The following is a 14,160-nucleotide window of genomic DNA, read 5'->3' as shown; positions in this document are numbered from 1 at the left end:
GATCGGAAGCCTGATACGCCGACTGGGCGTTTATAAGCTAGTGAGCGACGAGCCCTCCAGCCCGCCCAGTGACTCCCCTGACGACGAGAGGGTCCCCGGTAGCGACGCAGGGAGCGGAGCCACCGACGGACCGGACGACGATGCGCTGCACGACGGTGGACCGGACGATGACGGTGGTGACCCGTCTCCCGACTCGATCACGTCGGGGAGCCTCCTCCGGCCGCTGTTCGGGCTCGCGTGGCCCATCGTCGTCATCCAACTGCTCCAAGTCACCTACAACGTCGTCGACACGCTGTATCTCGGCCGGCTCTCGGCGGAGGCCGTCGGCGCGATCAGCCTCGCGTTCCCGCTGATATTCCTCCTCATCGCGGTCGCCGGCGGGTTCACCACCGCGGGCGCGATCCTCGTGGCGCAGTACACGGGGGCGAAAGGCGACGAGTCGGCCGGGCTCGTCGCCGGCCAGACGATCGTTACCGTGGCCGTCCTCTCGGTGTTCATCGGGATCGGCGGCTACTTCTACACCCGTCCGGCGCTGGAGCTGCTGCCGAGCGACGCCGAGACGGCGGCGACGGTGATCCCGCTCGCCGCCGACTACATGGAGATCATCTTCCTCGGGATCCCGCTGATGTTCGGGTTCTTCGTGTTCTCGGCGCTGATGCGCGGCTACGGCGACACCCGAACCCCGATGGCGGTGATGTTCGTCTCCGTGCTGTTGAACGTCGTCCTCGACCCGTTCCTCATCTTCGGGTTCGCCGACAACCCGCTCTTCGGCTGGCTCGCGGGGATCCCCGGGATCGCCACGCTCGATCCGGGCGCGATCGAAGGGGCGTTGTTCGCGGCGACCGGCTTCACCGGATACGGGATCGAGGGTGCCGCGCTGGCGACGATCCTCGCTCGGGGAGTCGCCACCGGGATCGGGGTCTGGGCGCTGTTCGCGACCGATCTCGGTCCCGACGTGGGACTCGCGGACCTGCGGCCGGACCTCGGGTTCATCGAGGACGTCTTCCGGCTGGGGCTGCCATCCAGCGTCGAGCAGACGACGAGCGCGATGGCGATGATCACGCTGACCGCGATGGTGGTCACGTTCTCGCCGCCCGTCGTCGCCGCCTACGGGCTCGGGAATCGACTCATCTCGCTGGTGTTCCTCCCGGCGATGGGGCTCGGTCGCGCTATCGACACCATGGTCGGACAGAACCTCGGCGCGAACCGCGCGGACCGAGCGAGCCGAGCCGTGCGGGTCGCCGCGACGACCGGAGCGGGCGTGATGTTCCTCGTCGCCGTGGTCGCGGTGGCGTTCACGGAGCCGATCGTCTCCGTCTTCCTCGGCGACGTTCCGGACGCGCCCGAGACCGTCTCGTACGCCGTGGAGTACGTCCGGATCCGGTCGGTGGAGTTCGCCTTCATCGGCGTCTCACAGGTGATCCTCGGGGCCTTCCGAGGGGCAGGAAACACCAAGACCGCGATGGTGATCTCCATTCTCACCCTCTGGGTCGGACGGGTCGCGAGCGTGGGGTATCTCGTGTTCGTCGCGGGATGGGGCGAGACCGGGATCTGGGTCGGCATGGCGCTCGGAAACGTCCTCGGCGCGATCGTCGGTATCGCGTGGTTCTCCCGCGGAACGTGGTCGAACCGCTACATCGAGGAGCCTACGCCCGACATCGATCCGGTCGCCGAGGACTGATCGGGGGTCGGCGTGGGAACGCGCGCACATCACGTCCTTCAGCGTCGGAATCGGGTGGATCCACGTGCCTTAGTGTCGGAACACGTGTATCGCGTCGTCCTCGCGCACGAGACAGAAGCGTGCCCCGTCGTTCTCGGGAAACCGCGTCGCCGGCCTGGCGGTCGTGAACAGACGGTCGAAGGGCTCCTCACAGACGGGACACGGTATTCCTTTCCGATTCTCCCAGAGACTCGTGTCGCCGGCGTCCCGGAGCTGTTTCAAGGCGTGCCGATGCTCGTGGACGTCGAAACCGGGCATGTCCGCTGATTCGAGCGCTCTCGCTTGAACGTGTGCACGTGAGTATCAGCCCTGAGACGTGAGGGGACGTCAGCCGTGAGGGGACGTCAGCCGTGAGGGGACGCCAACCGTGAGACGTGAGAGGGCGATATCGGACGGAGAACGACTCCTCGGAAGCGTCCGTCGGCGCACTACGATTCGCTTTCGTCGATCCGATCGCGGGCGCGATCGAGGGACGCGACGTTCCCGGTCCGGACGTAGTCGCCGAGGGCGTCGGCCGCCTCGATCAGGGCGTCGGCGGTTCCCGGATCGACCTCGCCGTTGAGCGCGTCGACCCGTTTCGTTCGGTCGCGGAGGCGTTCGAGGACCGCGCGCGCCGGTGCGACGCGGTCGACGGGGTTGACGACCGAGTCGGTGGCGGTCGGACCGGCGTCGACCGTCACCGTATCCCCGACCGCATCCTCGTCGCGTTTCGGTTCGGCACGTTCCGATTCGGCGTTTTCGGATCCGCGGCGCTCCAGTTCGTCCAGAAACGCCGTGAGGTCCTCGCGGTACTCGTCGACGGCGCGAGCGGCGGCCATTCCCCTCGCCTCGCGCATGCTCTCCGGAACGGCGCTCGATTCCGGTCGTTCACCGTCGTCGGCGCCGGCGAGCAGCGCGAGGAGGTACTCCCGGTCCGCGTCGGTCGGGTCGCGCAGGCGATCGTAGACGTCGACCGCCTCGAGCAACTCGCGCGCCGCGAGATACGTGGAGTCCAGCCAACGGAGCTCTCCGCCCCGGACGAATCCTCGCTTGCGGACGTACTCGCGGAGATCGCGTTTCAACTCGTCGACGCCTTCGGCGGGGAGCGTCGAGCGTGCCTCGCCGAACCGGGCACGATGACGGCTCAACTCGAGGGTGGCGGGTGCGTCGGTGTGAAGCGCTCGCTCCGCGGTTCCGACGCTCTTGAGGCTCCCGCAGTCGGGACACTCGACGCTTCCGGTCTCGTAGTACGACCAGCGGCTCCCACAGTCGCGACACTCTCGTTCGCCGCGGATGTTCATCGTCGGGCGTTCGTCGCCTTCGCGGTAAAGTCTGCGGGTCGGGTTGGAGGCCGGCGGCATAGGGACGCGATGTCGGCGTGGAGAGACTCACATCCGTGTGAAGATGATATATATGGGAGGCCCGTGAAACGGCCGGACATGAGTTGGAGTGCCGTCGACGCCGTGGACGACGCGGTCGAGGCCACCCGTAGGTTCCTGTTCCCGTTCAGCCTCGTTCGCTGGGCGAAGCTCGCCCTCCTCGTCCTCCTGATGGGAGGTGGCGTACGCACGAACGTCTCGGTCCCGTTCTTCCCGAACCCCGAGTTCACGACCGGTCCGGGTGGGCCGGGAGGACCGGAGGGAGGGTCGACGGAAGGCTCGAGCGGAGATCCGTTGTTCGGACCGAACGGACTCCAAGGAGACGTCGGGTTCGAGGCGGTCGACATGAGTCTCGTCATCGCGCTCGTGGCGGTCATCGTCGCCGTCGCGATCGCTTTCTCGATCGCGTCGATCTCGCTTCGCCTGGTGTTTTACGACGCGCTCCGTACGAACGAGGTCCGACTCTGGAGACCGTTCGTCGGCCGGTTGCGCCAGGCGCTCGGGCTGTTCGTCTTCTCGACGCTGGTCAGTCTGGTGATGGCGGTCCCCGTCGTCGTCGCCGTGCTGGCGGAGGTGGACGTCGGGTGGGGACCCGCCGACACGCTCGGCTCCGCCGTGGCTGGTCTTCCGACCTGGGGGATCGGGGTGCTCGTCGCGCTCGCGGTCCTGCTCGCGGTCGTCGTGCTCTTCGTGCTCCGGTTCACCTACGAGTTCGTCGTTCCGGTGATGGTCCTCCGCGACGTGGGCGTCCTCGCGGGCTGGAGGCGGTTCCGACCGACGCTCCGCGAGTCGTGGGTCGAGTTCCTTCTCTATCTCGTCGTTCACTTCTTCCTGGGCGTCGGCATCTCCGTGGCCGAGAGCTTCGTCTTCCTCTTCGTCGGCGGTCTCGTCGCGGTGTTCGCCGGCGTCGCCGTGTTGATCGCCGGAGGGCTGCTGGGCGGGTTACCGGCGGTGACCGGAACGACCGCCGGACTCGCGGTGCTTGCGGTCGTCGTCGTCATCGCGGTGCTCGCGCTCTTGATCCTGCTGCTTCCGGTCCGGATCCTCACGCGGACGTATCTGATCGCCTACGAGGTCTCGACGCTCGGCGGCATCGATCCGGAACTCGCGCTCCTGGATCCGGGGATCGATCCGAACGCGTCCGGCGGGCCCGGTGGGGGAGATACGTCTGGCGGGCCCGGTGGGGGAGATACGTCTGGCGGGCCCGGTGGGGGAGATACGTCTGGCGGTTCCGATGGGAATGACGGAGGAGGAGCCTCGAGCGGAGGGGGAGAAGTCGGTGGTGCCGGCGAAGCCGACGGAAGCGTGGACACGACCGACTCGGATCGGTGGGGTTCCGCGGGCGAGGGGGACGACCCGGAAGACCCGTCCGACGCCCAGTCCCGAGATGGGTCTCGAGACCGGTCCGACGACCTATTCGGAAACGATCGGTGAGGGGTGACGAACGGATCGGCGGAGACGGTCGCCGTCGTTGGGATCGGCTCTGATCGATCACGGGGATCGACCACGAGGGATCGATCACGGGGATCGGCCACGAGGGATCGACCACGAGGAGTCGGCCGCTTGGTGATGTTTGGGTTAGACGTCTGTCGAACCGAACTCTCGACGGGTACGGATAGATTTTTACTCCGTTCCCGAAAGGGGTAACCATGGGATTGGACGACGACGCACGCGAGTACCACCGGCAGGAGCCGCCGGGGAAGATCGAGATCTCGACGACGAAGCCCACGAACACCCAGCGAGACCTCTCGCTGGCGTACTCTCCGGGAGTCGCCGCGCCGTGCCGGGACATCGCGGCCGACCCGGAGTCGGTCTTCGAGTACACGGCGAAGGGGAACATGGTGGCGGTCGTCTCGAACGGGTCGGCCGTGCTCGGGCTCGGCGACATCGGCGCGGCCGCGTCGAAGCCCGTGATGGAGGGGAAGGGAGTTCTGTTCAAGCGCTTCGCCGACATCGACGTCTTCGACATCGAACTCGACATCGAGGAGGTCGACCCGTTCTGTACCGCGGTCTCCGCGATGGAGCCCACCTTCGGCGGGATCAATCTCGAGGACATCAAGGCGCCCGAGTGCTTCGAGATCGAGGAGCGCCTCCGCGAGGAGATGGACGTCCCCGTCTTCCACGACGACCAACACGGGACCGCGATCATCTCTGGGGCGGCGCTTCTGAACGCCACGGACATCGTCGACAAGGACCTTTCCGAGCTCGACATCGTCTTCTCGGGGGCGGGCGCGTCCGCGATCGCGAGCGCTCGCTTTTACGTCTCGCTCGGTGCGAAACGCGAGAACATCACGATGTGTGACTCCTCCGGGATCATCACGGAGGAGCGGGCCGAGGCGGGCGACGTCAACGAGTACAAACGGGAGTTCGCGAGCGACGTCGACGGCGGCGATCTCTCGGACGCGATGGAGGGCGCGGACGCGTTCGTCGGTCTCTCCGTCGGCGGCATCGTCTCACAGGAGATGGTCCGATCGATGGCGTCGGACCCGATCCTGTTCGCGATGGCGAACCCCGACCCGGAGATCACCTACGAGGACGCGAAGTCGGCTCGCGATGACACCGTGATCATGGCGACCGGTCGGTCCGACTACCCCAACATGGTGAACAACGTCCTCGGGTTCCCGTTCCTGTTCCGTGGGGCGCTCGACGTGCGCGCGACCGAGATCAACGAGGAGATGAAGCGGGCGGCGGCGACGGCGCTCGCGGAGCTGGCGCGCAAGGACGTCCCTGACGCGGTCGTGAAGGCGTACGGCGACGACCCGCTCCAGTTCGGTCCCGACTACGTCATCCCGAAGCCGCTCGATCCCCGCGTGCTCTTCGAGGTCGCTCCCGCGGTCGCACGGGCGGCCATGGAGTCCGGATCCGCACGGACCGAGATCGACCTCGAGCAGTACCGCGAGCGGCTCGAGGCGCGGCTCGGGAAGTCCCGCGAGATGATGCGAGTCGTGTTGAACAAGGCGAAAAGCGATCCGAAACGGATCGCGCTCGCCGAGGGGACCGACGAGAAGATGATCCGAGCGGCCTACCAGCTCTCCGAGCAGGGGATCGCCGAGCCGGTGTTGCTCGGCGACGCCGACGAGATCGCTCGCACGGCGGCCGATCTCGGGCTCTCGTTCCGTCCGGAGATCGTGGACCCCGACGAACGGGACGTCACCGCCTACGGGGACCGGCTGTACGAGCTTCGGAAACGGAAGGGGATCACTCGACGCGAGGCCAACGAGCTCGTTGAGCGGGACACCAACTACCTCGGGAGCGTCATGGTGAAGGCCGGCGACGCCGACGCGCTGTTGACCGGACTCACCCATCACTATCCCTCGGCGTTGCGGCCGCCGCTTCAGGTGATCGGCTCGGCGGCCGACACCGACACCGTCGCCGGCGTGTACATGCTGACGTTCAAGAACCGGGTGGTGTTCTGTGCGGACACGACCGTCAACCAGGACCCGGACCGGGAGACGCTCGCGGAGATCACTCGGCACACCGCCGATCTCGCTCGGCGGTTCAACGTCGAGCCGCGCGCGGCGGTCCTCTCGTACTCGAACTTCGGGAGCGTCGACAACGAGGGCACGCGAAAGCCGCGTGAGGCGGTCGACCTCCTCCACGAGGACCCCGAGGTCGACTTCCCGGTCGACGGGGAGATGCAGGCGGACACCGCGGTCGTCGACGAGATACTCAACGGAACCTACGAGTTCTCCGAACTCGACGAGGCCGCGAACGTGCTCGTGTTCCCGAACCTCGAAGCCGGCAACATCGGATACAAACTGCTTCAGCGGCTCGGCGGTGCGGAGGCGATCGGACCCATGCTGGTCGGAATGGACGAGCCGGTTCACGTCCTCCAGCGCGGCGACGAGGTGAAGGACATCGTCAACCTGGCCGGCGTCGCGGTCGTCGACGCACAGGAGTGAGCCTCTCGACGTGACGATGGTTTCGTCGGCGTGACGATGGTTTCGTCGGCGTGACGATGGTTTCGTCGGCGTGGTATCGCCATCGGGAACGCCGAAACACCAAACATACTTGTTTTCAACACCACGACTGTTGCTATGGACGACGAAGGAGCCGTCGCCCCGCGAGTGCTCGATAACAAGCGTGACGCCAGCAAGTATCGAGTGCTCGTCGAGATCGCGGCCCGTCAGCCGGCGGTGAGCCAGGGTGAGATCGCCGAGGTTCTCGGAGTCACCTCGCAGGCCGTGAGCGATTACGTTCGCGAGCTCGTCGAGCGAGGGTACGTGGAGAAAGGCGGACGGGGGAGATACGAGGTGACGAAGGAGGGCGTCGACTGGCTCATCACGCGGACCGACGCGCTCTCGGAGTTCGTCTCCCGGGTGTCCGAGGACGTCCTCGGAAGCGTCGACGTCGACGCCGCGATCGCCATCGATCCGGTTTCTGAAGATGATGAAGTCGGGCTGACCATGCGTGATGGGGTCCTTCATGCGACCGCTGAGCAGGCCGCCGAGACGTCGACTGGTGGAGAGGCATCGTCTGACGAGGAGACGTCCGCGACTGCGGTCGCCGTCACAGGTGGAGTGGCCGGAGAGGCGATCGGTGTCACCGAGTTTGAGGGTGTCGTCGAGTACGATCCCGGCGTCGTAACCGTGATCCCCGTTCCGGTCGTGACCGAGGAAAAACCGCCGTCCGTCGAAGTCGTGACCGAGCGTGTGAACGACGAGGGATTCGTCGCGATAGCCGGTACAGAGGCGTACGCGCTGGCGATGCGGGCCGGGATCCATCCCGAGATCCGCTTCGGGACGGTCGATGCCGTCCCGCAGGCCGCGCTTCGCGGCCTGGACGTGTTACTTCTCGTGTCCACCGACGAACTCTCGCGTCACACGACGCAACTCCGGGAAAGCGGCGTTCGATACGAGGTCCACGACCCCGTCGGAGATCAGCCCTGATCCGCTGTTCTCTTTTGTTCTCTCTTCGCTTTCCTTCCTTTCCTCCCGCTCTTCTCCGATCGAATACCGAATCGACACGACGACCCGGATCCGTTCTGATGTTGGTGAGGGACACACCGTGTTTCCGGTGAAATGGGGTCGTTTGCTCTGTCGTTTTGAGTGGGTTCCCTTCCAGCGTTGGAATATACGGTTCTATCTCGAATGAAAACCCGTACTACTTCGAATGAAAACCCGTACTACTAAATATACTACTTGAGAAAAGTTCGTCGAGTCAATTGTAGTCATTAGACGAACGTCGTGTAGTCATACTGTGAGATACAGCGGAAGGCCCGATCTGTTCACGTCGATGGTGTAACGGTACGGTGTGAGCGGTACGGTGTGAGCGGTACGGTGTAAATGACATGCCGTTGACAGCGTGATGCTGGCGTTTCTTCTCTCACGATTCGTTTTCTACGGTTTCACGATCGACGACGAGTTCGTGTTTCGTTGCCGTTTGTAGTTCGGTATCGGGCTGTCTCCGTTCCTTCCGTTTGATCCGTCCCGTTTGATTCGTTCGATTTGATACGTCTCGTCTGACTCGACTCTCTTCGTGCCTTCGTTTGGGGCCACACCTCGTTTCCGATGAATCCCCACCACCACCGCCCGACCCATTTCACCGGAAACCCGGTGTGTGTCCCCAATATCTATCAAATACACAACACGAATCCCGTAGCACGCGAACTCGACCGATCGGCCGCATATATTATTTGTTTTGGCTCCCAATCTCCCGAAAGCACGCGGCCCATGAGCTCATCTCCAGACGCCATCCGTGTCCTCCACGTCGATGACGAGCCGGAGCTCGCGGAGATGGCTGCGACCTTTCTCGAACGCGAGGACGACCGGATCGACGTCGAGATCGCGTCGAACGCGAGCAAGGGACTGGATCGCGTCGCCGACGGCGACGTCGACTGTGTGGTCTCCGACTACGACATGCCCGGTCGGAACGGTATCGAGTTCCTCGAGGCCGTCCGCGAGGAGAACCCGGGCCTCCCTTTCGTTCTCTATACGGGCAAGGGCAGCGAGGAGGTCGCAAGCGACGCGATCGCCTCCGGCGTCACGGACTACCTCCAGAAGGAGAGCGGAACGAGTCAGTACACGGTCCTCGCGAACCGCGTCACCAACGCGGTCGAGCAGTATCGGACGAGCCAGCGGGCCGCCGAACTCGACCGGATCCGTACACTCGCCAGCGACATCAACCAGGCGATCGTGCGTGCGGACTCGCGGGCGGCGGTGGAAACCCGCGTCTGTGAGATCTTCAGCGAATCGGACCCCTACCTGTTCGCGTGGATCGGGGAGATCGACCCCGAAACGAACCGCGTCGAACCGCAAACGTCCGCGGGCATGGAACGCGGGTACCTCGACGGGATCACCATCACCACCGACGAGAGCCCCACCGGGCAGGGACCCGCAGGGACGGCGATCCGTGAACGGCGGATCGCCGTCTCACAGAACATCGCCGAGGATCCCCGATTCGAACCGTGGAAAGCGGAAGCGATCGAACGCGGATTCCGCGCGGTTGCCGCCCTCCCGCTCGAATATCGGGACACGCTGTACGGCGTGCTGGTAGTCTACGCCGATCGTCCGAACGCCTTCGACGCGAACGAGCGCGATCTCCTCGACGAACTCGGGAGCGACATCGCTCACGTCCTCCATTCCTTCGAGGTGCGAGCGAGCCTTCGTGAGGAACGCGACTTCGTCGAGCAGGCCCTCGATTCGCTCAATGACGTCTTCTACGTCATCAACGCCGACGGGACGTTCCGCCGGTGGAACGACCACCTCGCCGCGGTCACCGGCTATACGGACGAAGCGCTCGGACGGATGCGAGCGACCGATCTCTTCCCCGAGGACGACCGGGAGCGGATCGCCGACGCGATCGAGGAGGCCCTCGTCACCGGAGAGACGACCGTCGAATCCGCGCTCCTGACGGCGGACGACGAACGCGTTCCCTACGAGTTCACCGGATCCCGCTTGACCGACCTCGACGGCGATCTGATCGGACTCATCGGGATCGGCCGGGACCTCACCGAGCGCAAGCGACGCGAACGACAGCTCAAACGGCTCGTGGATAACCTCCCGGGAATGGTCTACCGGTGTGGCAACAAACCCGGGTGGCCGATGGAGGACGTTCGAGGTGAGGTGACGGATCTGACGGGATATCAGCCCTCCGAACTGGTGGAGAGGGCCGGAATCTACGGCGAACGGATCATCCATCCCGACGACCGAGCGGCGGTCTGGAGTTCGATACAGGACGCACTCGACGGACGCGAACCGTTCGAGATCACCTACCGGATCCGCACCAAGGACGGGGACGTCAAGTGGGTGTGGGAGCGCGGTCAGGGGATCTACGACGACGGCCACGTAGAGGAACTGGAGGGCTTCATTACGGACGTTACCAGGCGGGAACAGCACAAGCGAGTCATCAACACGCTACACGAGACCGCACAGTCGGTCGTACGAGCCGAAACGGCCGAGAAAGCGGCCGAGATAGCCGTCGAGACCGTTCACGACGTCCTCGATATGCCGGCGAGTGCCATTCACCTCCACGACGAGGACGACGAGGAACTGGTGCCGGTCGCGTGGACGGATCTGACCGAGGAGCTCGTCGGTGAACCGCCGGCGTTCTCGCCCGGCGAAGGGCTCGCCTGGAAGGCGTTCGAGACGGGCCAACCCCTGATCTACGACGACATCTCGACGATCTCCGAACGGTTCAACCCGGAGACGTCCATCCGGAGCGAGATCGTCCTCCCGCTCGACGATCACGGCGTGCTCCTCATCGGATCGACCGCCCCCGACGCGTTCGACGATGTCGACGTCTCGCTCGCGGAGACCGTCGCCGCACACACGACGACCGCGCTCGGTCGGATCGAGCACCAGCGGGAGCTCGAACGACAGAACGAACAGTTAGCGGAGTTCGCAAGCATCGTCTCCCACGACCTGCGGAACCCGTTGAACGTGGCTGAGGGATATCTCGACCTGTCCCGAACGGAGTGTGACAGCGAACATCTCGACGCGGTGGCGAAGGCACACGACAGGATCGGGGTGTTGATCGACGACCTGTTGCAGGTAGCACGCGAAGGAGTCCACGTGACCGATTCGGCGCCGGTCGACCTGGCCGGGCTCATCGAAGAGTGTTGGGCGAACGTGGACACCGCCGCGGCGACGCTCGAAGTCCTCGTCGATCGCACGGTTCGGGCCGACCGGAACCGGCTCGCACGGCTGTTGGAGAACCTGTTCCGGAACAGCGTCGAGCACGGCTCGACGAGCAGCCGGACGCAGTCCGGCGACAGTGTGGAACACGGTTCCACTGGCAGCCGGGCGGAGCCCGGCGACGCCGTCGAACACGGCGGCGGCGAGGTGTCGATCACCGTCGGCGACTTGGATGACGGTTTCTACGTTGCGGACGACGGTCCCGGGATCCCGGAAGACGAGCGGGAGCGGGTCTTCGAGTCCGGCTACTCGACGCGCGAGGACGGAACCGGATTCGGCCTCGTGATCGTCCAGGAGATCGTCGACGCACACGGCTGGGAGGTCCGGGTAACCGAGAGCGAGGCCGGCGGGGCCCGCTTCGAGTTCACTGATATCGCACGTGGTGACGACTGATCTCGAACGTAGTGTATAGATCGAATACTCGTACGGATACCGTTCCTGTACCGACCGAACGGAGGTCACGACGAAGCCGCGATCACGGCCGCTCCATCCTCGTCTCCGTTCTCTCATCCCCGGAACGTCGGGGCGGAGAAACAGAACGTATTTCACCGGAAACGCGGTGTCTCTCCTATGGACGCAGCGGACGATCTCTTCACGAGGGAGGACCCGATCTTCGCCAACAAGGAACTCCTCGAGATAAGCCATCTCCCGGGCGAAGGCCGGATCGTCGGCCGCGACGACGAGATCTCCGATCTGGCCACCGCGGTCAACCCCGCGATATTCGGACAGAGTCCGAGTAACGTTCTCCTCTACGGAAAGACCGGGACGGGGAAGTCGCTCTGTGCGAAGTACGTCTCCAAGCGTCTGGTGTCGACGGCGGGGGAGGAGGGCGTCAACGCGACGTTCGCCTACGTCGACTGCGCACAGGACACGACCGAGACGCAGGCCGTCCAGACCATCGCCGAAGGCGTGAACGACCCCGAGACGACCGGGATCAACGTCCCGGACAAGGGACTCTCGACGTCGACGTACTACAAACGGCTCTGGCGGATCCTTGACCAGCGCTACGACGTGGTGTTGATCATCCTCGACGAGATCGACAAGCTCGACGACGACGCCATCCTCATGCAACTGTCCCGTGCCGGAGAGGCCGGGAAGATCACCGACTGTAAGCTCGGCGTCGTCGGGATCAGCAACAAGATACAGTACAAAGACCGGATGGACGAGCGGGTCAAATCGAGCCTCTGTGAACGCGAGTTCGTCTTTCCGCCCTACGACGCGAACCAGCTTCGAGCGATCATGCAGGCCCGGTCCGACGCGTTCCACGACGACGTCCTCGAGGCATCGACGATCCCACGGGCGGCCGCGCTCGCCGCCCGCGAGCACGGGGACGCCCGAAAGGCGATCGACATCCTCCGGTACGCCGGCGAGATCGCTCAGGCCAACGGCGAGCCAACGGTCAGAGAGGAGTTCGTCACGCAGGCGCGCGAGCGCGCCGAAACGGATCGATTCCGGGAACTCATCCGCGGATCGACGCCCCACTCGCGATACGTCCTCCAGGCTCTCGCGTTGCTCTCGCTTTCACACGAGCGAAACGACGGGTTTCGAACCAGCCGGGTGTACGAGATATACGAGAACATCTGTCGACAGGAGGGGTCCGATAGTCTCTCGTTGCGCCGCGTTCGCGACCTACTCAAGGAACACGCCTTTCTCGACATCATCGAACAGTCGAAACACAGCGGCGGCAGCGCTGAAGGAAGCTACACCAAACACCAACTCCTCGAGGACCCCGGCGTCGTCAAGGAGGTACTCGTCGAGGACTCCACGAGCAGCTGACGGACGTCCCGCGAACCGATTCAACCCAGCAGGCCGAGCCCTTCGATCCGTTCGACGATCTCCTCGACCGCTCCCTCCGCGTCGTCGGTCCGTTTCCCGCCGGTGATGACGATCTTCCCGCTGCCGAACAACAGGATCACCACCTCCGGCTCGTCCATCCGGTAGACGAGGCCGGGGAACTGCTCGGGTTCGTACTCGACGTCCTCCAACCCGAGCCCGATCGCGAGGGCGTTGAGGTTGAGGTTGTGGCCGAGGTCCGCGCTCGAGACGATGTTCTGGACCGTGATGTCGGGATCCTCCTCGACGGGGATCTGGAGCCCGCGAAGCTTCTCGAAGATGATCCCGAGCGCCTCGTGAACGTCGTCGATGCTCTTCGCGCCCGTACAGACGATCTTGCCCGACCGGAAGATGAGTGCCGCCGCCTTCGGCTCCTGGGTCCGGTAGACGAGTCCGGGGAAGTTGTCGGGGTTGAAGTCAGCCCCCGGGAGGTCCTCCGCAAGGGCCTCCAGGTCGAGCTCCTGGCCGATCCCCGTCGATGCAACTACGTTCTGGATCTCGATCGAGTCTGCAGGGTTCGTCATCGTTCGCTTTTATATGTGGCCCCCTCCCTTATAAACGCCCGTGGTATAAACGGCCCGGTGCGCGGTACCCCCGGGAGCCGAAGCGTGAGGTGACACGCTACGGGCCGGTATGCACACCACGACGCGGTCCCGTACACGACGGCTGACGATCGGATCGGACCGTGTTCGTGATCGGGACCGGCGACGGACTCGATACGGGCTCGAACGCTCCGGTGATCCGTCGTCGGTTTGCCATCTCCTCGGTTATCCGTCCCATGAAACCGCATGACGTGGCGGGTTCGGTTCGACGGGGTTAAGTGTACACCGCGATTCGAATGGAATGCGAAGCGCCCCCGGCGTGGGGGCAGCGGCCGGCCGCCCACGTGGCCGGTCGACGCGTTCCGACGGGGTTAAATGTCTACCCCGGTTCGGACGAAACGCGAAGAACGCATCGCGAACTCGGGCCGTTCAACTCGGCCCGGTTTCGCTGAGTCGGGACATCCCGACTCGACGCCATGAGGATTTCGCCCCCTGCGCTCCGGCGTAAGAGGAGATCTGATGTGAGCCGTGGACGTTCGGTGTCATCCGGGTCGCCGGGGAGACCGGACTCC

General features: G+C 64.8%; 9 protein-coding genes. 6 read left to right on the top strand and 3 right to left on the bottom strand.

The genetic code is table 11. The annotated features are described in order from the left end of the window. Positions 1-40 precede the first annotated feature (40 nt). On the top strand, positions 41-1,681 hold the full coding sequence (locus EAO78_RS11230; RefSeq protein WP_122105932.1) for an MATE family efflux transporter: 1,641 nt from the start codon (positions 41-43) through the stop codon (positions 1,679-1,681). 69 nt (positions 1,682-1,750) lie between these two features. Here the strand turns inward: EAO78_RS11230 and EAO78_RS11225 are convergent, their stop codons facing one another. Both EAO78_RS11225 and EAO78_RS11220 read right to left on the bottom strand, forming a co-directional pair. Further along, positions 1,751-1,978 (bottom strand): DUF7385 family protein, encoded by a 228-nt coding sequence (locus EAO78_RS11225; protein WP_122105931.1) that lies wholly within the window; start codon positions 1,976-1,978, stop codon positions 1,751-1,753. A 170-nt stretch (positions 1,979-2,148) separates the two neighbouring features. Further along, positions 2,149-3,000 carry a DUF7117 family protein gene (locus EAO78_RS11220; RefSeq protein ID WP_122105930.1) on the bottom strand — a complete coding sequence of 284 codons (852 nt, stop codon included), beginning with the start codon at positions 2,998-3,000 and terminating at the stop codon, positions 2,149-2,151. Between the two features lie 138 nt (positions 3,001-3,138). Between EAO78_RS11220 and EAO78_RS11215 the strand changes: the two genes are divergently transcribed. The 5 genes from EAO78_RS11215 to EAO78_RS11195 all read left to right on the top strand — a co-directional run bounded on the left by EAO78_RS11215 (position 3,139) and on the right by EAO78_RS11195 (position 12,989). Then, the gene (locus tag EAO78_RS11215; protein ID WP_203227871.1) at positions 3,139-4,512 is read left to right on the top strand and encodes a DUF7544 domain-containing protein; all 1,374 of its coding nucleotides are present in this window, start codon (positions 3,139-3,141) and stop codon (positions 4,510-4,512) included. Between the two features lie 215 nt (positions 4,513-4,727). Further along, the gene (locus tag EAO78_RS11210) at positions 4,728-6,980 is read left to right on the top strand and encodes an NADP-dependent malic enzyme (protein ID WP_122105929.1); all 2,253 of its coding nucleotides are present in this window, start codon (positions 4,728-4,730) and stop codon (positions 6,978-6,980) included. A 135-nt stretch (positions 6,981-7,115) separates the two neighbouring features. Further along, a complete protein-coding gene (locus tag EAO78_RS11205) occupies positions 7,116-7,967 on the top strand; it encodes a DUF7839 domain-containing protein (protein ID WP_122105928.1) in 852 nt (283 codons plus the stop codon). A gap of 783 nt (positions 7,968-8,750) precedes the next feature. Next, positions 8,751-11,606 (top strand): GAF domain-containing protein, encoded by a 2,856-nt coding sequence (locus EAO78_RS11200; RefSeq protein WP_122105927.1) that lies wholly within the window; start codon positions 8,751-8,753, stop codon positions 11,604-11,606. A 177-nt stretch (positions 11,607-11,783) separates the two neighbouring features. Next, the gene (locus tag EAO78_RS11195; RefSeq protein ID WP_122105926.1) at positions 11,784-12,989 is read left to right on the top strand and encodes a Cdc6/Cdc18 family protein; all 1,206 of its coding nucleotides are present in this window, start codon (positions 11,784-11,786) and stop codon (positions 12,987-12,989) included. 20 nt (positions 12,990-13,009) lie between these two features. Here the strand turns inward: EAO78_RS11195 and EAO78_RS11190 are convergent, their stop codons facing one another. Next, positions 13,010-13,570 carry a TATA-box-binding protein gene (locus tag EAO78_RS11190; RefSeq protein WP_122105925.1) on the bottom strand — a complete coding sequence of 187 codons (561 nt, stop codon included), beginning with the start codon at positions 13,568-13,570 and terminating at the stop codon, positions 13,010-13,012. Between the last annotated feature and the right edge of the window lie 590 nt (positions 13,571-14,160).

This window comes from Halobellus captivus (assembly GCF_003697845.1).
GTDB lineage: Archaea > Halobacteriota > Halobacteria > Halobacteriales > Haloferacaceae > Halorubrum > Halorubrum glutamatedens.
Note: the sequence above shows the minus strand (reverse complement) of the source record. Positions and strands in the feature narration are given on the sequence as shown.

What these genes read in the sequence shown, in the direction of transcription:
- EAO78_RS11225 (WP_122105931.1), bottom strand. Translation starts at nt 1,978, where the DNA reads ATGCCCGGTTTCGACGTCCACGAGCATCGGCACGCCTTGAAACAGCTC.
- EAO78_RS11220 (WP_122105930.1), bottom strand. Translation starts at nt 3,000, where the DNA reads ATGAACATCCGCGGCGAACGAGAGTGTCGCGACTGTGGGAGCCGCTGG.
- EAO78_RS11215 (WP_203227871.1), top strand. Translation starts at nt 3,139, where the DNA reads ATGAGTTGGAGTGCCGTCGACGCCGTGGACGACGCGGTCGAGGCCACC.
- EAO78_RS11210 (WP_122105929.1), top strand. Translation starts at nt 4,728, where the DNA reads ATGGGATTGGACGACGACGCACGCGAGTACCACCGGCAGGAGCCGCCG.
- EAO78_RS11205 (WP_122105928.1), top strand. Translation starts at nt 7,116, where the DNA reads ATGGACGACGAAGGAGCCGTCGCCCCGCGAGTGCTCGATAACAAGCGT.
- EAO78_RS11200 (WP_122105927.1), top strand. Translation starts at nt 8,751, where the DNA reads ATGAGCTCATCTCCAGACGCCATCCGTGTCCTCCACGTCGATGACGAG.
- EAO78_RS11195 (WP_122105926.1), top strand. Translation starts at nt 11,784, where the DNA reads ATGGACGCAGCGGACGATCTCTTCACGAGGGAGGACCCGATCTTCGCC.
- EAO78_RS11190 (WP_122105925.1), bottom strand. Translation starts at nt 13,570, where the DNA reads ATGACGAACCCTGCAGACTCGATCGAGATCCAGAACGTAGTTGCATCG.